The organism is Pseudarthrobacter sp. As-47, from assembly GCF_058215595.1.
This window is the reverse complement of sequence record NZ_CM177088.1, coordinates 804,316-830,942: the sequence shown is the minus strand read 5'-3', so window position 1 is coordinate 830,942 and position 26,627 is coordinate 804,316. Positions and strand designations below refer to the sequence as shown.

The following is a 26,627-nucleotide window of genomic DNA, read 5'->3' as shown; positions in this document are numbered from 1 at the left end:
CTGACGTGGCCGCCATGACGGGAACCGGTGCCGCCACGTAAATCGTCCTGGCAAATTTCCGCCGTCCCCTTCCAGCAAAGCTACTGGCCGGTATCCTTTGTGATAGTCGGCACACTGGGGCAGATGCCGGCCACCACATACCGCCAACAGCATCACCGGAACCGGGGCTACTGGGGCTCCCGGCCGGAAGGTGGCCCGTTCCGCTGGGGAGCGTCCCGCCGAATGCACGCGCTATCAACCCTGCGTTCATTCAGCGCTGTTGTGATGTGCCGGATACCACTTGACCAGGAGCAGGATCCGGGCCCCTGTCCGTCGGTACAACCCGGACATCTTCCATTGGGTCCCCACCGGGACACCCCTATGAAAGTAAGAGCGGATGCATCACACACCTTGGAAACTAGCGCTGGGGACAGCGTTGTCGGCGGGGCTGCTGGCTCCCCTGGCAGCATTTCCCGCAGTTGCGGACACTACAGCCGCGGAGGTCTCACCCGCGGCAGGCACATCCCCCGTTGTCATCAACGAGGCCTACCTCAGCGGCGGCAGCACGGGCGCCGCCTACAAGAACCGGTTCCTGGAGCTTTACAACTCCTCGGACGCCCCGGTGCGGCTGGACGGCTGGTCAGTCCAGTACCGTTCCGCAACCGGGCTCGCAGCCCCCACCACCGTGGCACCCCTCACCGGCACCATCGCGGCAAAGGGTCATTACCTGATCCAGGGTGCCAGCAACGGAACCAACGGCGCCGCCCTCCCCACCCCGGACCTCGTGGCGGGCGGCCTGAACTTCAGCGGCACATCCGGCACCATCGTGCTCGCCAAGCAGCCCACCGCCGTCGCGCTTTCCACAGGTTCCCAGGTGGAGCCCGCAGGCGTTGCGGACCTGCTGGGCTACGGCTCCTCCAACACCTTCGAGACCGCAGCAGCTGCAGGCCCTGCGGGTACGGGCGACGCCAGGAGCCTGAACCGCAGCGGAGGTGCGGACAGCAACAGCAACGCCGCCGACTTCAGCCTCAGCACCACAATCAGTCCAACCCCAAGCGGCTCCACTGCCCCCGGGCCCGATCCCAGTCCGGACCCCACCCCGGATCCGGCCCCCGTGCCGTCCAGCACGTCGATTGCCGAGATCCAGGGCACGGGTGCGCAAAGCCCCCTCACCGGCTCAACAGTGACCACCACCGGAAAGGTCACCGCAGTCTTCCCCACCGGCGGCCTTAACGGCTACTACCTGCAGACACCGGGAACCGGCGGCGACCTGACGGCAACCAACCATGCCGCGTCGGACGGAATCTTTGTCTACTCCCCCGCCACGGTGGCATCGGTCCAGGCCGGAGACCACGTGCAGGTGACAGGTGCCGTGGCGGAGTACTACGGGATGACCCAGCTGAACGTCACCGCGGCCGCCGGACTCACCAAGCTGGCCGAGGCCGCGCCGGAGGTCAAGGCCACGCCCTTCACACTGCCCGCCGGCGAGGCCTTCCGCGAATCCCTGGAAGGCATGCTCCTGGCACCCCAGGGGCCGCTGACCGTCACGGACAACTACTCCCTGAACCAGTACGGCGAGATCGGCCTCGCCGGCGGAACAACGCCGCTGGTCCAGCCCACCGCCGTCGCTCCCTACGGCTCCGCCGGGTACACCGCGACGGTGGCGGACAACGCCGCCCGCGGAATCAAGCTCGACGACGGCTCCAGCACCAACTTCCTCAAGGACCCCACCACGAAGGCGCAGGTCCTTCCCTACCTGACCACGGCCGACCCGGTACGGGTAGGCTCCCCTGCCACCTTCACCACCAATGTGGTGCTGGGCTACGGCAACAATGCCTGGAAACTCCAGCCGCTGACCCACCTCACGGATACGAACAAGGCCTCTGTCCAGCCCGCAACCTTTGGGGCCACCAGGACGGAAGCTCCCGCAGCGGTGGGCGGCAACCTCAAGATCGCCTCCTTCAACGTGCTCAACTACTTCCCCACCACAGGGGACACCCTGACCGGCTGCACCTACTACGAGGACAGGGCCGGCAACCCGATCACGGTCCGCGGCGGGTGCGATGCCCGCGGGGCTGCCAACGCGGAGAGCTTCAACCGGCAGCAGGACAAGATCGTTTCCGCCATCTCCAAGGCCGGCGCGGATGTTGTCACGCTGATGGAGATCGAAAACTCGGCACAGTTCGGCAAGAACCGGGACGACGCCCTGGCCAAGCTGGTGGACGCCCTGAACATCGAGACGCCGGGCATCTGGGACTACGTCCGCTCACCTGCCAACGCGCCGCCGCTGAGCGACGAGGACATGATCCGCACCGCGTTCATCTACAAAAAAGCCGTGGCGGAGCCCGTGGGTGAATCCATCATCCACAACGACACCGTGGCGTTCTCCAACGCCCGCAAGCCGCTGGCCCAGGTGTTCAAGCCCGTGGGTGGCGGTGCGGGGACAGAGTTCATCGCCATCGCAAACCACTTCAAGTCCAAAGGCTCCGCTGCCACGCCCGAGGACACGGACCAGGGGCAGGGCGCATCAAACCTGGCGCGCACAGCCCAGGCGAAGTCCCTGCTGGAGTTCACCAAGTCCCTGCAGCAGTCCAAGGGCACGGACAAGGTGTTCCTGATCGGCGACTTCAACGCTTATGCCAAGGAAGACCCCATCAATGTCTTCACGGCTGAGGGCTACGTCAACCAGGACGAGAAGGCCCGCAACGCCGACGGCTCCGCCAAGCACTCCTACCTCTTCGGCGGCATGGTGGGCTCGCTGGACCACATCCTGGCTTCCCCTGCCGCCAATGCGGTGGTCACCGGGGCTGACATCTGGAACATCAACTCGGTTGAGTCCGTTGCCCTGGAGTACAGCCGCTACAACAACAACGTCACCAACTACTACGCACCGGACCAGTTCCGCGCCAGTGACCACGATCCCGTGGTGGTGGGCCTGGACCTGCAGTCCGCTCCCGCCGCCGTCGACCTGAACTTCCTGGGCGTCAACGACTTCCACGGCAGGATCGACACCAACACGGTCCTGTTCGCCGGCACCATCGAGAAACTCCGCGCGGCGGCCGCCCCCGGCGTCACCGCCTTCCTCTCAGCCGGCGACAACATCGGCGCGTCGCTGTTTGCCTCCGCCGTAGCCAAGGACCAGCCCACCATCGACGTCATGAACGCCCTGGACCTGAGGGCCTCTGCCGTCGGCAACCACGAGTTCGACGGCGGTTGGGCCGACCTGCAGGACCGCGTCATTGCCGGCGGCACCAACGCCCGGTTCCCCTACCTGGGTGCGAACGCCTACAGGAAGGGCACCACCGAGCCGGCCCTGCCCGAGTTCACCGTCCTGGACATGAACGGCATCAAGGTTGCCGTCATCGGCACGGTCACCCAGGAAGTACCCTCCCTGGTGACCCCCGCCGGCATCGCCGACCTTGAGTTCGGCGATCCTGTGGACGCCATCAACCGTGCAGCTGCACGGATCACCGCGGAGAAGCTGGCCGACGTCATCATCGTGGAAAACCACGACGGCGCCGGTTCGGGAACGGTGGAAGGCTCCACCTTGGAAGAGGAGGTGGCTGCCGGCGGTCCGTTCGCGAAGCTGGTCACCGAAACCTCCGCGGATGTTGATGCCATCTTCACCGGCCACACGCACAAGGAGTACGCCTGGGACGCGCCCGTCCCGGGCGCCGAGGGCAAGACCCGCCCGATCGTCCAGACGGGCAATTACGGCGAGAACGTGGGGCAGATCCAGCTCACCGTGGACACCGCCACCCGGCAGGTGACCGCGTACAAGGCCGGAAACGTGAAGCGCACCACGGATCCTGCCGCGGATCTCATCGCAGCCTACCCGCGCGTGGCCGCCGTCGACGCGATCGTCAGGAAGGCACTCGCGGACGCCGCCGTCGTCGGCAACCAGCCCGTTGGTACCGTCACGGCGGACATCACCACGGCCTTCACCACGGACGCCGCCGGTTTGGCCAAACGCGATGACCGCGGCAGCGAGTCCACCCTGGGCAACCTGGTGGCAGATTCCCTGCTCAACTCGCTGCAGCCCGCCGAGCTGGGCGGCGCCGAGATCGGTGTGGTCAATGCCGGCGGTTTGCGGAACGAGCTCTACTACGCCCCGGACGGCACCATCACCTATGCCGAGGCCAACGCGGTACTTCCGTTCGTCAACAACCTGTGGACCACGTCCCTGACGGGTGCGCAGTTCAAGACGCTGCTGGAGCAGCAGTGGCAGACTAACCCGGACGGCACGGTTCCCAGCCGCGCCTACATCCAGCTGGGTCTGTCCAAGAACGTGAACTACACGTACGACGCCGCACGGCCGGCCGGTGACCGCATCACCTCGGTCCGGGTGAACGGGGCTGCGCTCGATCCGGCACGGTCCTACCGGGTGGGTACGTTCAGCTTCCTGGCAACCGGGGGCGACAACTTCCGCGTCTTCACGGAAGGATCCAACACCAAGGACTCGGGGCTGGTGGACCGTGACGCCTGGATCGGCTACCTGCAGGACAGCAGCCCGGTTTCGCCCGATTTCGCGCGCCGCTCAGTGGCCGTTACCAACACCACCGCCACGGAGGTCAAGCCCGGCGAACAGGTCAGCCTTACGGTCTCCAAACTGGACCTGACCTCACTGGGCAGCCCGGTCAACAAGACCCTCACGGCAGTGTTTACGGACACCGCCGGGGTTGTGGCCGAGCTCGGGTCCGTGCCGGTCACGGCCGGTTCCGCAACGGTCAACCTGCCGGTCCCGTCCGGTGCCGCGGCCGGGCCGGGAACCCTGGTCCTCACCGCCGCGGAATCGGGCACGAGGGTCACGGTGGGGGTCGAGGTGGCGGCAGCCGGTCCTGCCGGGCCGGTGTGCACGGCCCCGGTCAAGCCCGCACGGCCTGCGGACCTGGCGGGCCAGCTGAACTACGGCCAGGCCATGGCTGCCTACCGGGCCTGCCTGCGCGGCTGACGCCCCGTCTGGAAGCGTGAAAGGTCCGGAATACCGCTGACGCTCTCTCACCTAAAGCGCCATTTCCCCACATGCTCTCTCACTCGTGAGAGAGCATGTGGGTTTTAAGCGCATTAAGTGAGAGAGCGTCCCGGGGGTCTACAGCCCCAGGATGGCTCGCGCGATTTCGTCGGCGTCCCGGAGCGTCCGCTGGCCGCTCCGGTAGGCGGGCTGGCCGGGCTGCACGGCCTCCGCGGCGATGGCTGTCCCCCATTGCGAGGACGAAAGCTGCAGGCCCAGCACGTAGAGGTTCTCCGTCACGGACCCGTTCGCTGCCAGGGGCCGGTAGGGGTGGGGCACAACATCCAGGCCCGTGGACTGCACGGGGGCGCCCTCCGCCGTCATCATCAGCCTCGGCCTGACCAGCCCGTCCGCGAGCAGCTGCTCAAGCACCGGCGAATCGTTTGCGGACACCCTGTTGCCGGGGGCGAGCGCCTCCACCATGGTCCTTGCGGCCACGGGCGGTCCGTCCACCCAGGGGGACGAGGCGGTGAACACAGCGTTCCTGCGGTCCACGCCGAACTTCGGGTCGGGCCCGACGAAGCTGACAATCCCGGCCCGTGCCAGCGCAGCCAGCTGCTCCGAACGGAGCGCCGGCGGCCCGCTGGCCAGCCCTTCCACAAAGGACTCGAACCAGCCCCGCAGCCCGGCGACCCATGATTCGTCGGTGATGCCGCCGTCGGCCACTGCTGTTTTCAGGACCGCCCGGCCGCGGTGCAGGGCGCCGATGGCCATCTTCACCGGATCATCCTCGCCAAGGGCCGAGCGGCGGGCGTCGTCGAGCAGGTATTCGACGACGGCGGCGTCAAGCTGGGTGCGCGACGCGAAGGAACGCCCCGCCAGCGGCGCGGCCAGCCCGGGAAGGTCGAGCCGGTGCCGCGGGCCCACGTGCACGGCAAGGACGCTTTCGACACTGTCCTCCCACTTGGCAGCGCTGTGGGCATGCGGGTGCAGCGCCTCTTCAAGCGCGGTAAGGAAAGCGGCGGTATCGGGAACCGCGCCGGGCTGCGAGCGCACCAGGGTTGAGTAGTACGCCCAAAGCGTGTCGCGGTGCAGCAGCGGCCAAAGGTCGTGGTCGAAACCCGGCCGGATCCCGGCGGTGCGGAAGCGTTCCAGGGCGGCGTCAGTGAGGTACCGCAGGGTGACCGAAGCAGGGTAGTAGCCGGCGAGCGCCGCTTTGGCCCGGTAGGGCGTCCCCCGGCGTGAGGCGGCGATGATCAGCGGCTCCTGGCCGGACGGTTCGTAGTCCAGCTTCCCGCCGTTGCTGACGAACTTCCCGCCGCGGCCCTCGGTGAGCTGGCCCATGGCGTCAAAGAAGTTCAGGCCCATGCCGCGGACCAGGACGGGCTGGCCGGCGGGAATGGCCGCCCAGTCGACGTCTGCAGGCACCGCGGGCGGCAGGTACCGCAGGCCCAGCTGCTCCGCCGCGCCCTGCAGTTCCCGTTGTTCCGGGTTCAGCCGGGAAGGGACGTGCCCCAGGGCCAGCACCACGGCGCCGGTGCGAAGCGTCGATCCCCCTGCCAGGCCGACGTCGAACGTTCCGTCCGCGGCCGGACGCACCGACTCAGCGGACGTTTCATGGAACTGGATGGTGACGCCGTCGGGAGCCTTTTCCGTCAGCTCGTCCAGTGTGCAGCGGAGGTACCGGCCGTACAGGGCCCGGCTGGGAAAGTCACTGGATCCAAGCACCGCCAGCTCCGCCAGCTCATCCGGGGTGAGGGACGGCGACGGGTGTGCCTGCTGCTCCGCCCGCCACTGGTCAAAGGTGGTCCCGGCGACGGGCGCTGCCAGGGCAGGGTCCTGCGGAACCAGCGTGGGATAGAAGGACTGCGTGTTCATCAGGTACAGCCGTGACTGCTGCGGCTGCCACACGTGCCCGGGCCCTGCCGGGTAGGGGTCGATGACGTCGATGTGGAGCTGCACGGCGCCGGTACCGTCCGTGGCAAGGGCAGCCGCGTGCGCGAGCAGGCGTTCCAGAACGCTGGTGCCCCGGGGACCTGCACCGATGATGGAGGTCCGGATGCTCTGCGTTTTTTCCACGGCATCCAGCGTACGGGCTGAACGCGTGACTTGCCCGCCGGCAGCTAAGTTGTTTGGATGGCCCAATGACCACCACTGCAGCTGACTCAGCGCCCGAGCCCGTCGACGAGAACGTCTGGCTGGAGGAGATCTACGGCGAAGAGCAGCTTGCCTGGGTCAAGGAACAGAACTCGCGCACCGAAGACCTCCTGGAGGACGCGGACTACGCCGGCCTGGAAGGAAGCATCCTGGAGGTGCTGGACTCCACGGACCGGATCGCCATGGTGGGCAAGCGCGGGGACTGGTACTACAACTTCTGGAAGGACCGCCACAACCCCAAGGGCCTGTGGCGGCGCACAACGTGGGAGAGCTACTGCACGGATTCCCCGGAATGGGACGTGCTGCTCGACGTCGATGAGCTGGCTGCGGCGGAGGGCCAGGAGTGGGTTTTCCACGGCGCTACATTCCTGCGCCCCGGTGCCGGGGAGCCCTACCGGCTGGCGCTGCTGGCGCTCTCACCGGATGGCGGCGACGCGAACAGGTACCGGGAGTTCGACGTGGAGAGCCGGTCCTTCGTGGATCCGGCCCGGGGCGGTTTTGACCTGCCGACGGCGAAGGGCAACGTTTCGTGGCTGGACGCGGACACGCTGCTGGTCGCCTCCACCGCGGACGGGCTGCCGAAGACTGCTTCGTCCTACGCCCGCACGGCGGTCACCCTGAAGCGCGGCGCTGAGCTGGCCGGCGCGCCCCTGCTGTTCGAGGTCCCCGAGCACCACATGATGGCAGTGGTGGCGCACGACTCCACGCCCGGATTCGAGCGGACCTTCGCCGTTGACTACATCGACTTCTTCAACCGCAGGAACCTGGTGCTGCGGGACGGTGAATGGATGCAGATCGACGTGCCCACCGACGTAAACGTCAGCGCGCACCGGGAATGGCTCCTGTTCCGGCCCCAGCAGGACTGGGCAATCGACGGAACCACCTACCCGGCCGGTTCACTGCTTGCCTGCGGGTTCGAGGACTACCTCGCCGGCGCACGGGAGCTGGCGGTGCTGTTCGCGCCCGACGCCCGCACGTCGCTGCAGTCCTGGAGCTGGACCCGGAACTTCCTGCTGCTCAACCTCCTCAAGGATGTTTCGTCCGAAATCCGGGTCCTTGATCCTTCCCGCCCGTCTGACGGTCCGGGTGGCGCCTGGGCCGCCACGCTCCTCGACGCCTGCCCGCCCCTGCACGATGTCAACGCCTACGCTGTCGACGATGAAGACGCGGAAGCGTCCGACGGCGGTGCGGGTGACGACTTCTGGCTCGTCGCCACCGGGTTCACCACTCCCACCACGCTGATGCGCGGCACCCTGGAGCGGACCTCAGACGGAACGCCCGGCGTGGTGAGCCGGCACGCCGTGGTGAAGGCGTCGCCGTCGTTCTTTGCAGACGCCGATTACGAAGTGCAGCAGCATTTTGCCGTGTCCGAGGACGGCACCCGCGTTCCCTATTTCCAGGTGGCCCCGCGGAACCTGGCGCTGGACGGGCAGAATCCCACGCAGCTTTCCGGCTACGGCGGGTTTGAGGTGTCCCGCACGCCGGCTTACAGCGGCACGGTGGGCAGGGCGTGGCTGGAGCGCCGCACCTCGCTGTCTGCCGGTGCTGACGGGGATGCTCCCCACTCCCGCGGCGGCGTCTACGTGGTGGCGAACATCCGCGGCGGCGGCGAGTACGGGCCGGCGTGGCACCGCGCAGCCCTCCAGGAGAACCGGCACAAGGCTTACCAGGACTTCGCCGCCGTCGCCCGGGACCTCATCTCCCGCGGGGTCACCTCCCGCGAACGGCTGGGCTGCGTGGGCGGCTCCAACGGCGGGCTGCTGGTGGGCAACATGCTCACCCGTTACCCGGAACTGTTCGGCGCCGTGTCCTGCGGGGTGCCGCTGCTGGACATGCGCCGCTACACCAGGCTTTCCGCCGGCCACTCATGGATTGCCGAGTACGGCGACCCGGACGTCCCCGAACAGTGGGAATACATCAGGACTTTCTCCCCCTACCACCTGCTCAAGGACGGGGTGGAATACCCGGAAACGTTCATCTGGACCGCAACCTCCGATGACCGGGTTGGTCCGGTCCAGGCGCGCAAGATGGCCGCCCGGATGCTGGCCATGGGCATTCCGAACGTCTGGTTCCATGAGGCGCTGGAGGGCGGGCATGCCGGGGCATCCGACAACCGGCAGGCGGCGGCACTGCAGGCACGGAGCCAGCACTTCCTGTGGAAGGCCCTGGCAGGCGGACTGGCGTAGCGGTGGGCCTGGACCTGCGGCGGGCGGAGCCTGCCGACGTTGAACGGCTGGCGGCGGTCCACGTCCGCTGCTGGCAGGAGACCTACCGCGGGATGCTGTCCGACGGGTTTCTCGACTCCCGGGTCCCGGCCGACCGGCTGCCTCTCTGGCGGCACCTGCTGGAGTCAGCAGAACCGGGAGTCGTGTGGGTGGCGTCCGACGGCGGAACTTTGGTTGGGTTTGCGGGCGTCCACCACGTGCCTGCCGGGGATACGACGCATGCTGCCGCGCCGCCGTCGTCCGGGGACCTGGAACTTTGGGGACTGTACCTGTTGGCGTCCCACCAGCGGCTTGGCCTGGGACGCCGCCTCCTTGAGGCCGCCCTGGGCACCAGCGCGGCGAGCCTGTGGGTGGCCGCGGACAACGGGCGCGCCATCGGCTTCTACCGGCACTTCGGCTTCGAACCGGACGGGGCCGCGGACACGATTCCGGACTGGGAACACCTCCGCGAAATCAGGATGGTCCGGGGCGGGCAGCCCCGGCAGTGACGCGGGCCCCAGGCAACTGCGGGGTGCTTTGAGGAGTGCTGCGGGCGGGCAGGTGATCCGTTTTGCACTGCATGGCCCGTTCTGCGTATCCTTGGTGGGCTAGGAATAGCAATTGGAGACGTGCCAGAGCGGCCGAATGGGCTTCACTGCTAATGAAGTGTGGGGCACAACTCCACCGGGGGTTCAAATCCCCCCGTCTCCGCGTTTTGGCCCCGGTCCTGGACCGGGGCCTTTTTGCGTTTCCGGGCTCTTTGGGATCCCGGGCCTTTGGGCACCCGGGCCTTTGGACCCGGGATTTAATGTCCGGTTCCTGCGTCCGGGGTGCGGACACCGGGGGCCCGGCACGTTCTGCCGGTGGCAGGATGAACGGATGGCAGCAAGCAACGCGGTGGATGGGACACCCGGGACCGCCCAGGCATGGAGTCCCCGCCTGGCCCTCCTGGTGGCCGCCACCTTCTTTATGGAATTCCTCGACGGCACCGTCCTCACAACGGCCATCCCCAATATCGCTGCCGACTTCCGGGTGCCGGCTCCGGACGTCAACATCACCATGACGGCGTACCTGCTGACCGTGGCCATGGGCATTCCGCTCAGCGGCTGGCTGGCGGAACGGTTCGGTGCCCGCCGGATCTTTTGCCTTGCCATTGCCATCTTCACCATCGCATCACTGGCGTGTTCGCTGAGCCAGGACCTCGCCGCCCTCACCCTCAGCAGGATCGCCCAAGGTTTCGGGGGCGCCATGATGGTTCCCGTCGGAACCCTCGTGGTCCTTCGCGGGACGCCCAAGGCCGAACTGCTGCGCGCCACCGCATTCCTGGTGTGGCCCGGACTGCTGGCGCCCGTCCTGGCTCCGCTGGTTGGCGGGGCGCTGACGACATACCTGTCCTGGCACTGGATTTTCCTGATCAACCTTCCCCTGGGTGCGGCCGCATTCCTGGCGGCTCTCCGGCTGGTGCCCGCAGGAGCGGGCGATGGCGGGCGGCGGCTGGACTGGCTGGGGCTGGCCCTCACCACGCTCGGCGTGGGGGCACTGGTAGTGGGCCTTGAACTGGCGAGCACGCATCCGGACGCTCCCTGGGCTGCCTTGAGTGCCGGATCAGGAGCGGCTGCCCTGGCGTGCGCCGTGCTCTGGATGCGCAGGGCCCGCAATCCGCTCTTTGACCTGGGGGTTTTCAGCACCCGAACATTCAGGGCGATGGCCACCGGTGGGTTCGCCTACCGGCTGACCATCAGTTCCGTTCCCTTCCTGCTGCCGCTGATGTTCCAGGCCGGGTTCGGCTGGTCCCCCCTGCACGCCGGTGCCATGGTGGCTGCGGTCTTTATCGGCAACATCGGCATCAAGCCGGCCACGACTCCCCTGATCCGGCGTTTTGGCTTCAAGGCCATGCTCGTGTTTGCCTCGTTGGCTTCTGCAGCGACCTTCGCCCTCTGCGCCCTGCTGACGGCGGACACCCCTGAGCCGTTGACCTTTGCGCTGCTGGTCTGCAGCGGGGCCTTCCGCTCCATCGGTTTCTCCGCCTACGCCTCGGTCCAGTACGCGGACATCGCCCCTGCGCAGCTCACCTCGGCGAACGTCGTCTCAGCAACACTGGTGCAGCTCGCCGCTGCCGCCGGCATCGCCGTTGGAGCCCTGCTCATCCGGCTGTTCGACGGACTCGGCACTTTCCCGTCCGACGCCGCCGGCCCCTTCCGCGGAGCATTCCTCGCGATGGCGGTGCTGATGCTGGCGAGCACCGCGGACAGCCTGTTCCTGCCGCGGCACGCCGGCGCAGAAGTCAGCCAGCGCAGAGCCCAACAGGTTTGAACCAGCCCTGCCTTGGCCGGTGTGCGTCACAGCGGCCCACGGGTGGTCCGGTCCGGCGTCAGCCCGCTGGACCAGGCATCCCCCGCGTCAGCCGGCCTGCGCCAGCACCAGCGGAAGGACAGCTCCCGCACCTGCCTCGCGAAGCGCCCGGCCGGCAACCGTGAGCGTCCACCGGCTGTCCACGATGTCGTCTATCAGCATCACGCTGCCGCCCTGCACGGAGCCCAGCGCCGCCTCAAGTTCGGGCCCCACCACCAGGCGGTCCCATACCCCTGCCAGGCGGTAGGCACTGTTGCCGCCGCGGCTCCCGGTGGGACCACCGTGGGCCAGCTGCAGCTCTCCCAGGTACGGGATGCGCCCGATCTCGGAAATGCCCCTGGCAAGGGAGCCCACCAGTTCCGGTTTTCCTCGCGAGGGGACGCTGACGATGGCTGCAGGCCGTCCCGCCCCGCTCCAGCCGGGATTGCGTGAGTCTCCGGCGCCCCACTCGCGCAGAACCTGGACGCAGGCTTGCAGCATGCCCTGATCGACCTGCCGGTCTGCGGCACCGGCCGCGAACAGCTCCCGCAGTGCACCGCCCCAGCCAAGATCGGTAAGCCTTGCCAGGACGCGCCCCTCGGCGAGCCCCTCACCGGGCTTGAGCTTTCCCTTCACCGGAACTCCGAGGCGGTCCATTCCGCTGGGCCACTGCAGCCGCGCCTCCAGCACGCCGCCCGCCCTGCTGAGGGTCTGGCTGGCCGCCGCCGTGGCCTGTTCAGCGATGTCTGCCCGGAACCACTGACCGGCGCAGTTGTCGCACCGGCCACAGGCGTGCGCGGTCTCGTCGTCCAGGACTGAGGTGATGTACTCCATCCGGCATCCGGCCGTGTCCTGGTAGATCACCATGGAGTCCTGCTCGTCCACGCGGGCTTCAGAAATGCGCTGGTACCGCTCGGCGTCGTATATCCAGGGCTGGCCGGTGGACCGCCACCCGCCGCCCACCCGTTCCACGGCCCCGTCTACTGACAGCACCTTGAGCAGCAGTTCCAGCGGAGTTCGGCGAAGGTCTACCCGTGCTTCCAGTGCAACTGTGGAAAGTGCGGTGCCCGCTTCTGCCAGGGCGGTAAGGACGGCCGCCGCCTTCTCTTCAGAGGGCATGGAGGCGGTGGCAAAGTACTGCCAAATGTCGCGGTCCTCCGCGCCCGGAAGCAACAGGACGTCGGCGTTCGCCGCTCCACGGCCGGCACGCCCCACCTGCTGGTAGTACGCAACGGGGGAAGAAGGCGCGCCGAGGTGGACCACGAAGCCCAGGTCTGGTTTGTCGAAGCCCATCCCCAGGGCTGAGGTGGCCACGAGGGCCTTGACCTGGTTGTCCTTGAGGAGCTGTTCCGCCCGCTCCCTGTCGGCGGGGTCGGTGCGGCCCGTATAGGCGAGCACTTCATGGCCGGCCTCGGCCAGCAGCCGGGCCGTGTCCTCCGCTGCGGACACCGTCAGGGTATAGATGATTCCGCTGCCCGGCAGGTCCGCCAGATGCGTCAGCAGCCAGCCAAGGCGCTGTTTGGCGTCGGGAAGGGACAGGACACCCAGCCGGAGGGAGTCCCGGCCAAGGGCGCCGCGGATGGTCAGGACGCCGGCCCCGAGCTGCTCTTCGATGTCGTGCACCACCCGCGAGTTGGCCGTGGCGGTGGTAGCGAGCACCGGGACGGTGTCTGGCAACTGGGTGATCAGGTCCGCGATCCGGCGGTAGTCGGGGCGGAAATCGTGGCCCCAGTCGGAAATGCAGTGGGCCTCGTCAATCACCAGCAGGCCGGTCCGGCGGATCAGTTCCGGCAGCTGGTTTTCGCGGAAGGAGGGGTTGGTCAGCCTTTCCGGCGACACCAGCAGGACGTCCACCTGGTCAGCGGCGAGCTGTTCGCGGACGCTGTCCCATTCCAGCTGGTTGGCGGAGTTGATGGCCACAGCGCGCACCCCGGCGCGGGCGGCGGCAGCCACCTGGTCCCGCATCAGGGCCAGGAGGGGCGACACGATCAGGGTGGGCCCGGCGCCCCTGCGCCGCAACAGCAGGGAAGCCACGAAGTAGACTGCCGATTTTCCCCAGCCGGTGCGCTGGACCACCAGGGCTCTCCGGCCGCCGTCGACCAACGCCTCGATTGCTTCGAACTGGCCCTCGTGGAAGCCTGCCGTCGGGTTGCCGACCAGCTCGCGGAGGACCTCGAGGGCCTGTGCGTGCGTAGCTGTCGAAGAAGGGACATCTGTGGTTGCAGGTTTAGAAAGCCCGGTCCCAGGAAGTGCCGGTTCGGAATGTGCGGTTTCGCTAAGAGCTGGTTCAGGAAATCTGGCGTGCTGGTTATCGACCATTGATTCAGTATCCCAGCCACGTCCGACACCCAGGAGCACGGCCGCTGCTATGTGGATATGCGACGACAGGGGGCGGAAGGCCCATTACTCCAGATGTGTTTATCCACAAACATAGCCCTCCCTCAATTGCCGAGCACCGGCTGCACCGTAAGATAAAGCCCGTGACTAGCGAACAGACAACGGCTTTTGACCTTTCGGCATCCTTCAAGGCGTACGACGTCCGGGGCATCGTAGGCGTGTCCATCACCGCCGAAATCGTCGAAGCCGTGGGGGCCGCTTTCGTGGATGTCCTCAAGCTCGAAGGCCAGACCATCCTGGTGGGCGGCGACATGCGCCCGTCCTCCCCGGACTTCAGCAAGGCTTTCGCCAACGGCGCGGCCACCCGTGGCGCCAACGTTGAGCTGCTGGACCTGATCTCCACTGATGAGCTCTACTTTGCCTGCGGCTACCTGAACCGTGCCGGCGCCACCTTCACCGCCAGCCACAACCCAGCCGGCTACAACGGCATCAAGATGTCCAAGGCCGGCGCAGTGCCCATCTCCTCCGAGTCCGGGCTCAAGGACATCCAGGCGCTGGCCGAGCAGTACCTCAACGCAGGGTCCATGCCGGCTGCCGAAAAACGCGGGCAGATCGGCGTCAGGGACGTGCTCAAGGACTACTCCGAGTACCTCCGCAAGCTGGTGGATCTTTCCGGTTCCCGGCCGCTGAAGGTGGTCGTGGACGCGGGCAACGGCATGGCCGGCCTCACCACCCCCGCGGTGCTGGGCGACACCCTGCTCCCCAAGCTTCCCCTTGACATCGTTCCCTTGTACTTCGAGCTGGACGGATCCTTCCCCAACCACCCCGCAAACCCGCTGGAGCCGGAAAACCTCCGCGACCTGCAGGCGGCAGTGGTTGAGCACGGCGCCGACATCGGACTCGCCTTCGACGGCGACGCCGACCGCTGCTTCGTGGTGGACGAAAAGGGCAACCCTGTGTCGCCGTCGGCCATCACCGGAATGGTGGCGCGCCGCGAAATCGCCCGTGCGAAGGCACAGGGTGAAGCGACACCCACGATCATCCACAACCTGCTCACCTCACGCGCCGTATCAGAGCTCGTAGAGCACGACGGCGGCCGAGCCGTCCGTACACGCGTGGGCCATTCCTTCATCAAGGCCGTCATGGCGGAGGAAGGGGCGGTCTTCGGTGGCGAACACTCGGCCCACTTCTACTTCCGCGACTTCTGGAACGCTGACACGGGCATGCTGGCGGCCATGCACGTCCTGGCAGCCCTGGGCGAACAGGACGGCCCCCTGTCCGAGCTGGGCCGGGAATACGAGCCCTACGTCAGCTCCGGTGAAATCAACTCCGAAGTGGATGACAAGCCTGCCGCCGTGGAGCGTGTCCGCGCGGATTTTGCTGGCGAGGACGTCACCATCGACACCCTGGACGGCAGCACGTTCACGGCCAACGACGGCAGCTACTGGTTCAACCTGCGGCCGTCCAACACCGAACCCTTCCTCCGGCTCAACGCGGAAGCCACGGACCAGGCCACCATGGAACGCATCCGGGACCGTGTCCTGGCGCTTGTCCGGGCATAGGGCAGCATGACGGAAAGCATGGGGCCCGCGACCGAAGAACAGGGTTCCGGCCACCGGGAATCCTGGCGGGACTCAGTACCCGAGGGCACGGCAACGGACTTGGAGAACCTCCTGGGGACGGGAGTCAGCGCCGCCCAGGAACAACTCCAGCGCAACGGCGGCTTCCTCCCCTTCGCGCTGACCGTACAGAACGACGGCGAGGTGCGGCTGGTGGCGGTCTCCCCGGCAGATGCCGGCGAAGGTTCGGACGGGGACTTCGACGCCGAGGCCATGATCAGCGACCTCACCGCCCTGCTGCAGCAGAACCGGAAGGACTTCCGGGCTGCCGCCATCGTGTGCGACATCCTGCTGGTTGAGGAGGACTCCGACGCCATCCACGTGGCAGCCGAGCACCGCGACGGATCTGTCTTCGCAGCCGTGCTGCCCTACGCGGCCAATGCCGGAACGCAGACGTGGGAATTCGGCGAACTGGCCGCCGACGCCAGCGAGCCTGCCATCTGGGTGGACTAGACCGGCCAGGCCACCATGAAGATCAATGCCTTCGCGGACGTGAGCCTCCGGGCTTTGATGGTGCTTGCGGCGGCTCCAGGCGGCGCGTTGCTGACAACACAGAACATTGCCGACTCCGTGGGGACCCCCTACAACCACGTCAGCAAAGCGATGACGAAGCTCCGCAGCCTGGGGCTGATTGAAGTGGTCCGCGGCCGGACAGGCGGCTCCCGGCTCAGCCATGCCGGCCGCACCGCCACCGTGGGGCAGGTCCTGCGCCAGCTCGACACCAGGACCGACGCAGCGGATTGCGTTGCCCCTGGAGGCAACTGCCCACTGATCAATGAGTGCAGGCTCCGCGCCGCGCTGGCCCGGGCCCGCGAAGCCTTTTACCGGGAACTCGATTCCGTGGTGATTGCGGACCTCCCGGGTTCCCGCCAGATGGCTCCGGTCTTTGACATGATCGGACTGCGCCCGGGGCTCTGAACCCGCCCGCAGCTGCGCGGACTGCCCCTGCGGCGCCCCTTCAGAAGACTCTGTTACTACCCGATTTGCGTCAATTTTCTACAAGCTGTAGAACTTGGGTATGAAAACTTGCATTTTGAATGCGGGTATTCGCTAAGGCCGGACGAAGGCCCCGGTCACTACCCTCAGGAGTTCCCATGCTCTCGGAAAAATCCCGCCCCGTCATTGAAGCAACCCTGCCGCTTGTGGGTTCACGGATTGGTGCCATCACGCCCAAGTTCTACGCCCGACTCTTCGCTGCCCACCCCGAACTCCTGGACGGCCTCTTCAGCCGTTCCAACCAGCGCTCCGGCAACCAGCAGCAGGCGCTGGCGGGCAGCATTGCCGCCTTCGCCACCCACCTTGTGAACAACCCGGGCACCCTTCCCGAAACCGTCCTGTCCCGTATCGCCCACCGGCACGCGTCCCTGGGAATCACCGAGCCGCAGTATCAGGTGGTCTACGAGCACCTGTTCGCCGCCATAGCAGAGGACCTGGCCGAGGTCATCACGCCGGAGATCGCCGACGCCTGGACAGAGGTGTATTGGCTGATGGCCGACGCCCTGATCAAGCTCGAGAAGGGCCTCTACGCCGCGCAGGCCAATGACAGGATGTGGATGCCGTGGCGGGTGGCAGCCAAGACCCCCGCCGGTGCGGGCTCCATGACTTTCACCCTTGAGCCGGCGGACGACACCCCCGTCACCGACGCGCTGCCCGGCCAGTACATCAGCGTCAAGGTAACCCTGCCGGACGGCCTCCGCCAGGTCCGCCAGTACTCACTGTCCGGCGAGGCCGGCACCAGCCGCAGCTTCACCACCAAACTCGACGACGGCGGCGAGGTCTCCCCCGTGCTCCACAACAGCGTGCAGGTGGGCGATGTCCTGGAGATCTCCAACCCCTACGGTGAGATCACCCTCAAGGACGGCGACGGCCCGGTGGTCCTGGCGTCCGCAGGGATTGGCTGCACCCCCACCGCGTCCATCCTTCGTTCACTGGCGGAGGCCGGGTCCGAGCGGCAGGTGCTGGTGCTCCACGCGGAAAGCACCCTGGACAGCTGGGCACTGCGCAGCCAGATGACGGACGACGTCGAACGCCTTGATGGTGCCGAGCTGCAGCTGTGGCTTGAGCAGCCGGTGGCCGGAGCAAAGGAAGGCTTCATGTCCCTGCGCGAGGTGGACCTTCCCGCCGACGCGTCGCTGTACCTGTGCGGCCCACTGCCGTTCATGAAGAACATCCGCAACGAGGCCATCAACGCGGGCATCCCGGCCACGCGGATCCACTACGAGGTCTTCGGCCCGGACATCTGGCTGGCCAGCTGATCCATAGCTCCGTACTTGTCGTTTTGGAGTTCCATAACGACAGGTGCGGAGCAATCGATGACGGGCCGGTGGGGAACGACGGCGGCGCCGCACCTTCTACTTGAAAGGTGCGGCGCCGCCGTCGTTATGTTTGTCCCCGAAGGGTCAGCTGTGGTCAGCCATCCGCTCCTTGAGGGCGTCAAGTTCGGAGCGCAGGGCCTCCGGGAGCGAGTCGCCGAACTTTGCGTACCATTCCTCGATGGAGGCCAGCTCGGCATCCCATTCCTCGCGGTCGACGCGGACGGCGTCTTCCACGTGGGCGTGGGTGAGGTCCAGGCCTGTGAGGTCCAGCGAGTGGCCCGCCGGTACGAAGCCGATGGGGGTCTCGATAGCGTCAGCCTTGCCCTCGATGCGCTCGATGGCCCACTTCAGGACGCGTGCGTTGTCGCCGAAGCCCGGCCAGGCGAACCCGCCGTCGGCAGTGCGGCGGAACCAGTTCACCAGGAAGATGTGCGGCAGCCGCTCCGGGTTGGCCTTGCCCGAGACGCTGATCCAGTGCTTGAGGTAGTCACCCGCGTCGTAGCCGATGAACGGCAGCATGGCCATGGGGTCGCGCCGGAGCACGCCAACCTGGCCTGCAGCGGCGGCCGTGGTTTCCGAGGAGAGCGTGGAGCCCATGAAGATCCCGTTGGTCCAGCTGCGGGCCTGGGTGACCAGGGGAACCGTGGTTTTGCGGCGGCCGCCGAAGAGTATGGCGGAGAGCTCAACACCCTCGGGGCTGTAGTATTCCTCGGCCAGCATGTCGATCTGCGAGATCGGCGTGCAGAACCGGGAGTTCGGGTGGGCTGCCGGCTTGTCGGAGTCGGGCGTCCAGGAATTGCCCTGCCAGTCGGTCAGGTGCGCGGGCACCTCGTCCGTCATGCCCTCCCACCACACACCGCCGTCGTCGGTCAGTGCCACGTTGGTGAAGATGCTGTGGCCCTTGGCGATGGCACGCATGGCGTTCGGGTTGGTGCCCCAGCCGGTGCCGGGGGCCACGCCGAACAGGCCGGCCTCCGGGTTGGTGGCACGCAGTTCGCCTTCCTTGCCGATCCGCATCCAGGTGATGTCGTCACCGAGGGTCTCGACCTCCCAGCCCTTAATGGTGGGATCCAGCAGGGCCAGGTTGGTCTTGCCGCAGGCTGACGGGAAGGCAGCGGAGATGTAGTACTTTTTCTTCTCCGGCGAGGTCAGCTTGAGGATGAGCATGTGCTCGGCCAGCCAGCCTTCGTCGCGGGCCATGACCGAGGCGATGCGCAGGGCGTAGCACTTCTTGCCCAGCAGGGCGTTGCCGCCGTAACCGGAGCCGAAGGACCAGATGGAGCGTTCCTCGGGGAAATGGACAATCCACTTGTCCGGGTTGCACGGCCACGGAACATCCGCCTGGCCGGCTTCGAGCGGTGCACCCAGGGAGTGCAGCGCGGGGACGAAGAACGCGTTGGTCTCGGTCATCTTGTCCAGCACGGCGGTGCCGATGTTGGCCATGATCCGCATGGAGGCCACAACGTAGGCGCTGTCCGTGATCTCCACGCCGTACTTGGGATCCTCGGCGTCCAGGTGGCCCATGACGAACGGGATGACGTACATGGTGCGGCCGCGCATGGACCCGGAGAACAGGCCGCGCAGCTTTTCCTTCATTTCGGCGGGCGCCATCCAGTTGTTGGTGAACCCGGCGTCGCGCTTGTTCTCCGAGCAGATGAAGGTCTGCTCTTCAACGCGGGCCACATCGGCGGGATCGGAGAAGGCCGCAAAAGAGTTGGGGAACAGTTCGGGGTTCAGCCGCGTCAGTGTCCCTGCTGCCACGAGCTCGTCAGTCAGCCGGGTGTTTTCCTCTTCGGACCCGTCCACCCAGTAGATGCGGTCCGGCTGCGTTAGCTCTGCAACCTCTTCGACCCACGCCAGCAGGCCGGCATGTGTGGTGGGTGCTTTCTCAAGCAACGGCTTCTGCGCCAGATCGCCCATTTCGGTTCCCTTTCTTGGGGTACATCGGTGTGAGCTAAATGCTATGGTCCGGACCACTGCCGTTTTTGGGACGTAGGCTGATCTTTCGAGGCCACAAAAATGGAATTCCGCGGGAAATCAAGGAATTTCGATGGCAAAATTGGGATTTATGTGACGAAGGTCACCTATACCGGTCTAGTTGCGGAGATTACATGCCTCCCGATTTGTCATGGCAGCCACCCCTCGCGTAAAGTAATTCGAGGTTCAGGGAGAGCGGTTCTTCTCCAGGAACACGAGATGCGCCCATAGCTCAGCTGGATAGAGCGTCTGTCTACGGAACAGAAGGTCAGGGGTTCGAATCCCTTTGGGCGCACCAATCAGGTCCGCTCCGGTTCGCCGGGGCGGACCTTTTGCGTTAAGCAGCGCAAGTTAGTTTGGGGAGCGCGACTTTCGTTGTGCAGCGCGACTTTCCGATCCGACTTCCCCGGCGCACGCGGACCACCCCGCCGCACCCGGGCGTAGGCTTTCCCCATGATGCCCGAGCCTGTTGAGCAGGAATTTGACGTTGTTGTTATCGGCGCCGGCGCCGTCGGAGAAAACGTTGCGGACCGCGTGGCGCAGGGCGGCCTCTCGGTGGTGTTGGTGGAAGCGGAACTGGTGGGCGGAGAGTGCTCCTACTGGGCGTGCATGCCGTCCAAGGCGCTGCTTCGGCCCGGGACTGCACTGCATGCGGCCCAAACAACCCCGGGCGCCAAGGAAGCCGTCACGCGGACGCTTGACGCTGCAGCCGTCCTCAAGCGCAGGGACTATTTCACGTCCAACTGGCAGGATGACAGCCAGGTCGCTTGGGTCAAGGATTCCGGGATCGACCTCATCAGGGGCCACGCCTGGCTCACCGCCCCGCAGGGCGTCCAGGTCGCGGGCCTGGACGGTACCTCTCACCGGCTGCGTGCCCGCCACGCAGTGGTGCTGGCCACCGGCTCCATGCCCAATACTCCTCCCATTGAGGGGCTCGAAGACGTGCAGGTCTGGGGTACGCGGGAGGCCACGTCCGCCAGCGAGGTCCCCGAGCGTCTGGCGGTCCTTGGCGGCGGCGTTGCCGGAACCGAACTTGCCCAGGCGTTCGCCCGCCTCGGCTCGGCGGTGACCCTTGTTACCCGCGGCAGGTTGCTGGGAAAGTACCCGGAGGAGGCCGCCAGCCTTGTGGCCGCGGGGCTGCGCGCGGACGGCGTGGAACTCCGCCTTCACACCGAGACGCAGCGAATCAGCACCAACGACGACGGCACGTTAAGCCTGCGGCTGGGCGACGGGACCACTGTCACGGCGGACAAAGTACTCGTATCCACCGGCCGGCACCCCGCACTGGAGGGCCTGGGCCTGGAGAGTATCGGCGTTGAACCGGATGACCGGGGCCAGTTGGCCATCACCACGGACAACTCCGGCCTGGTGCAGGGCGTACCCGGCGACGGGCCCTGGCTGTATGCGGTGGGTGACGCGGCCGGCAAGAACCTCCTGACGCATCAGGGAAAGTACGAGGCGCGGGCCACGGGCGACGCCATCGCAGCCCGCGCCAGGGGTGAACTGAACGGAGCACCGGAGGACTGGAGCCGGTACTCCCACACAGCCAACCAGCACGCGGTGCCGAATGTAGTTTTCACCGATCCTGAACTGGCTACTGTGGGCCGCACGCTGGAAACCGCCCGCCAGGACGGCTTCAACGCCTCTTCAGTGGAGCTGCCCATCCAGGTGGCGGGGTCCTCGCTGCATTCGGAGAACTACGAGGGCTGGGCCCAACTGGTGATTGACGAAGACCGGCAGGTGCTTCTGGGGGCCACGTTCGCCGGACCGGATGTCTCCGAACTCCTGCACGCCGCAACCATCGCCGTGGTGGGCCAGGTGCCGTTGAACCGCCTATGGCATGCGGTGCCGTCCTATCCGACCATCAGCGAGGTGTGGCTTCGCCTTCTTGAGAAGTACGGCCTCTAAATACCGGCCTAGAGGGCTTATTTGAACTGACTGGTCAGTTTGGTTAGGCTGAGAGCAGATGCATTCCGCGAAAGGCCACCCTTGCTCTCAGCACAACGGCTCTCTGCCCATGGCCGCAGGGATCCCCTCCTTCCGGCAACCTCACTCCACGTCCGGCGCGGCGAACTCCTGCTGGTGACCGGCGGGCGGCAGGACCACCGGACGGCGCTCGCCCTGCTCCTCAGCGGGAGAATGAAGCCGTCCGAAGGGCTCGTCAGCTGGGACGGCAGCGAGCGGCTCAAGGCGCGCCGGCTTGCGAGCGCCCTGGTGGACTCCCCCGGCGTCAACGAGCCCGAACAACACCTCAGCGTGCGCGACCTGGTTACCGAAGACCTGGCCCTGATCCCGCGCCGCTACCGGGGCGCCCTGGTGAGCGGCCCCTGGCTGAAGGTGAACAGCTTCGAGGACATCGCGGACTCTTGGACGGAACAGCTGGACCCTGCCCGGCGGCTCGAACTCCTGACTGCGCTTGCCTTGGCTAACCCGCACACGGACATGCTGGTGGTCGACTCCCCTGACCGGCACACCGCCGACGCCGCTGAATGGCTGCCAAGGCTGCAGCGTCTGGCGTTCGACGCCGGACGGCCGCTCGCCGTCGTCGCCACCGTCGGCGCCCTCCCGCCCTCGTGGGACGGACCCGCCGCCGCTATTGGCAATGCGGTCCCCCTTGAAAGCCCCACGGGTGAATTGCCCGCGCATGGGGATGGCAGGGAACCGGATGCCGTAAACACCACTGAACTCGAAACCGAGGTTGCCACGTGACGGTACTGCGGCTGGCCCGCTCCGAACTTAAGCGCATGACCGCCGGGCTGATGCCCAAACTCACCATCCTTGCGCTGACCATGGTCCCGCTGCTGTACGGGGCGGTGTACCTGTACGCAAACTGGGACCCGTATGGCAACCTGGACAACCTCGATGCGGCCCTGGTGGTGGAGGATGCAGGTGCCACAACCAGCGAGGGCACACGCCTTGAAGCCGGGGCAAAGGTGGCAGAGAGCCTGGTGGATGGCAATGTTTTCCACTGGATCCCGGTGGCCACAACACAGGAGGCGGACCAGGGGGTCAGCAGCGGGGACTACGCCTTCGCCCTGAAGATTCCGGAGGACTTTTCGGCGAACCTGGTATCCCCCGGCAGCTTTGATTCCGCCAGCCAGGCCATGCTCAACGTCACCACCAACGATGCCAACAACTACCTGCTGAGCACCATCGTGGATAAACTCACCACCGCTGTGCACAGCACGGTGGCCACCGAGGTAGGCGAGGAAACGGCAAACCAGCTGCTGACGGGCTTCGGGACCATCCACTCCCAAATGGTCAAGGCAGCGGACGGCGCCGGCCACCTGGCCGACGGTGTGGCCGACCTTCGGGACGGGGCTGCCACCCTCCACGACGGCACCTCAGCCCTGAGCAGCGGAGCCGGCGAGCTGTACGCGGGCCAGGTGAAACTCCGGGATGGAGCCAGCCAGCTGACCGACGGCGCGGGCCAGCTCAGCAGCGGCCTGTCCACGCTCAAGGAAAAGACCGCCACCCTGCCCACGGACTCCCAGACGCTGGCTGCGGGGGCGGCACAGGTGGCTGCCGGAAACGCACAGCTGAACGCCAAAGTGCAGGATGTCGCAGCCCAGCTGGATGCCGCTGACCAGGGCCTCCGGGCATGGGTGGTGGAATCGAACAGCAGGCTCATGGCCGAAGGCGTCCTGACCCAGGAGCAGGCGGACAGGATCGTGGCGGATCTTGACGCCGCGGCCGGTTCGAGCCCGGTGGCAGCCGCCAGGACGAAGATCCAGGCAGATGCGGCACAGATCCAGCAGCTGGCCTCCGGAGCCGAAGCCGTGAGTACCGGCGCTGCCCAGCTTGCTGCGGGCACGCCCGCCCTGAGGGACGCCGTTTCCCAGGCTTCCTCCGGCGCCGACCAGCTCCACACCGGCGCGGCCGCGCTGGCCACCGGAGGGCAGGCGGCCCTCGACGGCGCAGGCCGGCTGGCGGACGGAGCCCGCCAGGTAGACGACGGGGCGGCCCGGCTGGCGGACGGCACCGTCACGGCGGCGGACGGTTCGCGGACCTTGGCGGATGAGATCGGCAAGGGCGCCGGGCAGGTGCCCAACCCGGATGATGCCCAGAAGAGCAACCTGTCCCGCGTCATGGCCGACCCCGTTGCGGTCAGCAACGTCTCGCAGGCCAAGGCGGAATCCTACGGTGCCGGGCTGGCGCCGTTCTTCCTCACCCTCGCCTTGTGGATCGGCATCTTCATGCTGGTCCAGGCCATGCGTCCCATTACCCAGCGGGCGCTGGCCTCCAATGCCCCGTCCTGGAAGATCGCGGTTGGCGGCTGGCTGCCCTTCCTGGCGGTTTCTGTGGTGCAGGCGAGCCTCCTCACCCTGGTGGTAAACCTTGCCCTGGGCCTCAACCCCGCGCATCCGGTGCTGATGTGGCTGTTCATGCTTGCGGCCGCCATGGCCTTCAGCGCGATCATCCAGGGCGTTGTTGCGCTGCTTGGATCGCCGGGCAAACTCGTGGTGCTCATTCTGCTGGTCCTGCAACTGGTGTCCTCGGGCGGCACGTTCCCTTGGCAGACCACGCCGCAGCCGCTCCACGCGGCGCATGAAATCCTCCCCATGGGCTACGTAGTGACCGGCATGAGGCACCTCATCTATGGCGCTGACCTGTCCATGATCGCTCCCACCGTCCTGGGCCTGGCGGGCTACACCGCTCTGGGTGTGGCCATGTCCACGCTGGCCGTTCGAAGGAACAAGTACTGGACACTGAAGACGCTGAAGCCCGAGATCGCGGTATGAACGCCGGACCGCCGGGGCCAGTGAGGACCCTTCGACCCGCCAGGACCACCGCCACCCGCCAGAAACTCTTCGACGCCTCCATGGAACTCATCGGCGAGCGGGGCGCAGCGGGGGTCACCGTTGACGAGATCGCAGCTGCCGCGGGCGTCTCCAAGGGGACCGTCTACTACAACTTCGGCAGCAAATCGGAGCTCATTGCGCAGCTGCTCCGCCACGGGGTGGACATCCTGAAGGCACGCCTGCAGGAGGCGCCGGGCCAGGAGGCCGCGGCCCAGGGGGCAGCCACCGCCGTGTCCGGGGACCCCCTGCTCGCGATGGAGGCAATGATCGGGCAGGCCCTGGACTTCATGTCCGAGTACCCGTCCTTTGCCCGGCTCTGGGTCAGCGAGAACTGGCGGACGCCCAGCGAGTGGCAGGGCACGTTCGCTGTCCTGCGGGGCGAGCTGCTGGCCGTGATTGGGGAGGCAGTGGAAAGGGTGGCTCAGGCCTACCCCGTGGACAGCACCGTTCCGCGGGGCAGCCTTGAAACAGCAATCTTCGGTGCCTGCTTTGTTGTGGGGCTCGACCGCCAGACGTACCACCCTGAACGCACCCGTGACCAAAGCGTTGCGGCAATCATGGCCTTCATGCGCGGCTACGTGCTGCAGCAGCCCGGTCCTCGGGGATGATGGAGCGTATGGGGAAAAGCGGAAAGTTCGCGGTCATTGCCGGCATTGTTGCGGCCGGCCTGCTGGTGCTGACCGGGATGACGCTCGCCGAGCCGGTGTTCGTGGCGTTCCTCGGTGCCCTGGCGCTGGCGTGCCTGGCGTGCCTGGCGTGCCTTATCGAAATCCTGAACCGGGGGCGCCGCATCGCCCTGCTGGCTGCCGGTGCCGGTACCGGCTTTACCGTGGCCTTCTCCCTCGCGTTTGTCAGCACGTGGGAGCTGGCCTTTGCCGGAGAGCCCTCGGTCTTCGGCACGCCGCTCCCCACCGGCGACCCGGACAACTACTTTTTCGGCGCTGCCGCTGCAGCCGTGGCAACACTCTGCGTCCTGTTCCTCGGCGCGGCCTGGCCGCGGGGGCGGCGGCTGCGCACCGCGGCCAGCAAGGGCAGGCAAACGCAGGGCAGGCCCGGCAGGGGCGCAGCGGGGAACAGACGCACGACGACGGCGGCCCGCCCGGCTGCCAAGGGAACGGCCCAGCGCAGGCCGGCAGCACGCACAAGCGGAGCAGGCACAGGCATCAAGGGCGAAGGCGGCCTCCGCGCACCCGCGCGGGTGCCTTCCGTCCCTGCCAGGCGGCCGTCGTCGTCGGCCCCTCCGGCCAGGAACCCGTCGTCGGCAGGGGGCGCGAAGTCCGCGCCCCGGCGCTGACCCCAAGAGCCAAGTCCGCGCCCCGGCGCTGACCCCGGGCGGCAGGATCGCCGCCAAAGCCTTGGTTGGTGCTCGAGTCAGTGCGCGCCGGGGACCTTGAACCTTGTGATGCGCGCGTCCTGTCCGTCCAGCTCCGCCCATGACTTTTCAGTCTCAAGGACTGTGAGGGCGTTGGTGGGGTACCTGGTGGCGGCATCCATGTAGGCGTCGTGGTCGGAATCGCGTGAGGCCAGGTGCATGGCAAGGTCCTGCACTCCGGGCAGGTGCGAGATCAGCATCAGCGTGGTGACTGTATCCGGGACATGGTTGATGACCGTCAGCATCCGGAGCGCCGACGCAGCGTACAGCCCGTCCTCAAGCTTGGGCGTGGGGGCCTTGTCCCCCAGCTCTGAGCACACCCACGTGCAGGTCTGCCGGGTGCGAAGGGCACTGGAGCAGAGGATGAAGTCCGGCACAATGTTGTGCTTGAGCAGCCACCGGCCGGCAAGCGGCGCCTCGCGGTGGCCCCGCTCCTCCAGCGGACGCTCGTGGTCAGCCACCCCGCCCGGCCAGTCGGCCTTGGCATGCCGCATGATCACAAGCCGTCGAAGATGGTGCTCACTCATGGCCCAAGCCTAGCGAACATGCCACGAGCCGCGGGGGCACATGCCCCCCCCGGGAA

Annotated in this window: 17 protein-coding genes and 2 tRNA genes; 15 read left to right on the top strand and 4 right to left on the bottom strand. The window is 67.0% G+C overall.

Annotated features, from left to right (window positions below; all coding sequences use genetic code 11):
* Nucleotides 1–376 precede the first annotated feature (376 nt).
* Nucleotides 377–4,930, top strand: a complete 4,554-nt coding sequence (locus tag AC4BCK_RS03960) for an ExeM/NucH family extracellular endonuclease (RefSeq protein ID WP_490566601.1) — start codon at nt 377–379, stop codon at nt 4,928–4,930.
* 138 nt (nt 4,931–5,068) lie between these two features.
* On the opposite strand, the gene AC4BCK_RS03955 is transcribed toward AC4BCK_RS03960, so the two are convergent.
* The gene (locus AC4BCK_RS03955; RefSeq protein ID WP_364275028.1) at nt 5,069–7,009 is read right to left on the bottom strand and encodes an FAD/NAD(P)-binding protein; all 1,941 of its coding nucleotides are present in this window, start codon (nt 7,007–7,009) and stop codon (nt 5,069–5,071) included.
* Between the two features lie 65 nt (nt 7,010–7,074).
* Between AC4BCK_RS03955 and AC4BCK_RS03950 the strand changes: the two genes are divergently transcribed.
* The 4 genes from AC4BCK_RS03950 to AC4BCK_RS03935 all read left to right on the top strand — a co-directional run bounded on the left by AC4BCK_RS03950 (nt 7,075) and on the right by AC4BCK_RS03935 (nt 11,604).
* On the top strand, nt 7,075–9,273 hold the full coding sequence (locus AC4BCK_RS03950) for a prolyl oligopeptidase family serine peptidase (protein WP_400620833.1): 2,199 nt from the start codon (nt 7,075–7,077) through the stop codon (nt 9,271–9,273).
* Nucleotides 9,274–9,275: 2 nt separating this feature from the next.
* Nucleotides 9,276–9,800, top strand: a complete 525-nt coding sequence (locus AC4BCK_RS03945) for a GNAT family N-acetyltransferase (RefSeq protein WP_364321142.1) — start codon at nt 9,276–9,278, stop codon at nt 9,798–9,800.
* Nucleotides 9,801–9,914: 114 nt separating this feature from the next.
* Nucleotides 9,915–10,002, top strand: a tRNA-Ser gene (locus tag AC4BCK_RS03940).
* Nucleotides 10,003–10,170: 168 nt separating this feature from the next.
* A complete protein-coding gene (locus AC4BCK_RS03935; RefSeq protein WP_251421742.1) occupies nt 10,171–11,604 on the top strand; it encodes an MFS transporter in 1,434 nt (477 codons plus the stop codon).
* Between the two features lie 87 nt (nt 11,605–11,691).
* Here the strand turns inward: AC4BCK_RS03935 and AC4BCK_RS03930 are convergent, their stop codons facing one another.
* A complete protein-coding gene (locus AC4BCK_RS03930) occupies nt 11,692–13,941 on the bottom strand; it encodes a RecQ family ATP-dependent DNA helicase (protein ID WP_363938463.1) in 2,250 nt (749 codons plus the stop codon).
* Nucleotides 13,942–14,102: 161 nt separating this feature from the next.
* Here AC4BCK_RS03930 and AC4BCK_RS03925 point away from each other — a divergent pair, with 161 nt between their 5' ends.
* The 4 genes from AC4BCK_RS03925 to AC4BCK_RS03910 all read left to right on the top strand — a co-directional run bounded on the left by AC4BCK_RS03925 (nt 14,103) and on the right by AC4BCK_RS03910 (nt 17,833).
* The gene (locus AC4BCK_RS03925) at nt 14,103–15,521 is read left to right on the top strand and encodes a phosphomannomutase/phosphoglucomutase (RefSeq protein ID WP_363938460.1); all 1,419 of its coding nucleotides are present in this window, start codon (nt 14,103–14,105) and stop codon (nt 15,519–15,521) included.
* Between the two features lie 18 nt (nt 15,522–15,539).
* Nucleotides 15,540–16,031 carry a hypothetical protein gene (locus AC4BCK_RS03920; protein ID WP_366279211.1) on the top strand — a complete coding sequence of 164 codons (492 nt, stop codon included), beginning with the start codon at nt 15,540–15,542 and terminating at the stop codon, nt 16,029–16,031.
* A 15-nt stretch (nt 16,032–16,046) separates the two neighbouring features.
* Nucleotides 16,047–16,496, top strand: coding sequence for an RrF2 family transcriptional regulator (locus tag AC4BCK_RS03915; RefSeq protein ID WP_310111496.1), 450 nt, complete (start codon nt 16,047–16,049; stop codon nt 16,494–16,496).
* Between the two features lie 176 nt (nt 16,497–16,672).
* Nucleotides 16,673–17,833 (top strand): globin domain-containing protein, encoded by a 1,161-nt coding sequence (locus tag AC4BCK_RS03910; RefSeq protein WP_251421753.1) that lies wholly within the window; start codon nt 16,673–16,675, stop codon nt 17,831–17,833.
* 144 nt (nt 17,834–17,977) lie between these two features.
* On the opposite strand, the gene AC4BCK_RS03905 is transcribed toward AC4BCK_RS03910, so the two are convergent.
* A complete protein-coding gene (locus AC4BCK_RS03905; protein ID WP_174181237.1) occupies nt 17,978–19,813 on the bottom strand; it encodes a phosphoenolpyruvate carboxykinase (GTP) in 1,836 nt (611 codons plus the stop codon).
* Between the two features lie 278 nt (nt 19,814–20,091).
* On the opposite strand from AC4BCK_RS03905, the gene AC4BCK_RS03900 reads away from it, so the two are divergent.
* From AC4BCK_RS03900 to AC4BCK_RS03875, 6 genes are all read left to right on the top strand, one after another.
* Nucleotides 20,092–20,168 (top strand) — tRNA-Arg (locus AC4BCK_RS03900).
* Nucleotides 20,169–20,323: 155 nt separating this feature from the next.
* Nucleotides 20,324–21,778 carry a dihydrolipoyl dehydrogenase family protein gene (locus AC4BCK_RS03895; protein WP_310111503.1) on the top strand — a complete coding sequence of 485 codons (1,455 nt, stop codon included), beginning with the start codon at nt 20,324–20,326 and terminating at the stop codon, nt 21,776–21,778.
* 81 nt (nt 21,779–21,859) lie between these two features.
* Nucleotides 21,860–22,579 carry a P-loop NTPase family protein gene (locus AC4BCK_RS03890; protein WP_246256477.1) on the top strand — a complete coding sequence of 240 codons (720 nt, stop codon included), beginning with the start codon at nt 21,860–21,862 and terminating at the stop codon, nt 22,577–22,579.
* Nucleotides 22,576–24,612 carry a YhgE/Pip family protein gene (locus tag AC4BCK_RS03885; RefSeq protein ID WP_490566600.1) on the top strand — a complete coding sequence of 679 codons (2,037 nt, stop codon included), beginning with the start codon at nt 22,576–22,578 and terminating at the stop codon, nt 24,610–24,612. The genes AC4BCK_RS03890 and AC4BCK_RS03885 overlap by 4 nt, the downstream gene beginning before the upstream one ends.
* Entirely contained in the window at nt 24,609–25,280 is a 672-nt protein-coding gene (locus AC4BCK_RS03880) for a TetR/AcrR family transcriptional regulator (protein WP_174181243.1), read from the top strand. The genes AC4BCK_RS03885 and AC4BCK_RS03880 overlap by 4 nt, the downstream gene beginning before the upstream one ends.
* Nucleotides 25,281–25,288: 8 nt before the next feature.
* Nucleotides 25,289–25,966: a hypothetical protein gene (locus AC4BCK_RS03875; protein ID WP_490566599.1), complete on the top strand. Its 678-nt coding sequence runs from the start codon at nt 25,289–25,291 to the stop codon at nt 25,964–25,966.
* 77 nt (nt 25,967–26,043) lie between these two features.
* Here the strand turns inward: AC4BCK_RS03875 and AC4BCK_RS03870 are convergent, their stop codons facing one another.
* The gene (locus AC4BCK_RS03870) at nt 26,044–26,571 is read right to left on the bottom strand and encodes a SixA phosphatase family protein (protein ID WP_366285578.1); all 528 of its coding nucleotides are present in this window, start codon (nt 26,569–26,571) and stop codon (nt 26,044–26,046) included.
* Nucleotides 26,572–26,627 lie beyond the last annotated feature (56 nt).

Coding starts and splice junctions, on each gene's coding strand:
- AC4BCK_RS03960 (WP_490566601.1), top strand. CDS start 377: ATGCATCACACACCTTGGAAACTAGCGCTGGGGACAGCGTTGTCGGCG.
- AC4BCK_RS03950 (WP_400620833.1), top strand. CDS start 7,075: ATGACCACCACTGCAGCTGACTCAGCGCCCGAGCCCGTCGACGAGAAC.
- AC4BCK_RS03935 (WP_251421742.1), top strand. CDS start 10,171: ATGGCAGCAAGCAACGCGGTGGATGGGACACCCGGGACCGCCCAGGCA.
- AC4BCK_RS03930 (WP_363938463.1), bottom strand. CDS start 13,941: ATGGTCGATAACCAGCACGCCAGATTTCCTGAACCAGCTCTTAGCGAA.
- AC4BCK_RS03920 (WP_366279211.1), top strand. CDS start 15,540: ATGGGGCCCGCGACCGAAGAACAGGGTTCCGGCCACCGGGAATCCTGG.
- AC4BCK_RS03915 (WP_310111496.1), top strand. CDS start 16,047: ATGAAGATCAATGCCTTCGCGGACGTGAGCCTCCGGGCTTTGATGGTG.
- AC4BCK_RS03910 (WP_251421753.1), top strand. CDS start 16,673: ATGCTCTCGGAAAAATCCCGCCCCGTCATTGAAGCAACCCTGCCGCTT.
- AC4BCK_RS03905 (WP_174181237.1), bottom strand. CDS start 19,813: ATGGGCGATCTGGCGCAGAAGCCGTTGCTTGAGAAAGCACCCACCACA.
- AC4BCK_RS03895 (WP_310111503.1), top strand. CDS start 20,324: ATGATGCCCGAGCCTGTTGAGCAGGAATTTGACGTTGTTGTTATCGGC.
- AC4BCK_RS03880 (WP_174181243.1), top strand. CDS start 24,609: ATGAACGCCGGACCGCCGGGGCCAGTGAGGACCCTTCGACCCGCCAGG.
- AC4BCK_RS03875 (WP_490566599.1), top strand. CDS start 25,289: ATGGGGAAAAGCGGAAAGTTCGCGGTCATTGCCGGCATTGTTGCGGCC.
- AC4BCK_RS03870 (WP_366285578.1), bottom strand. CDS start 26,571: ATGAGTGAGCACCATCTTCGACGGCTTGTGATCATGCGGCATGCCAAG.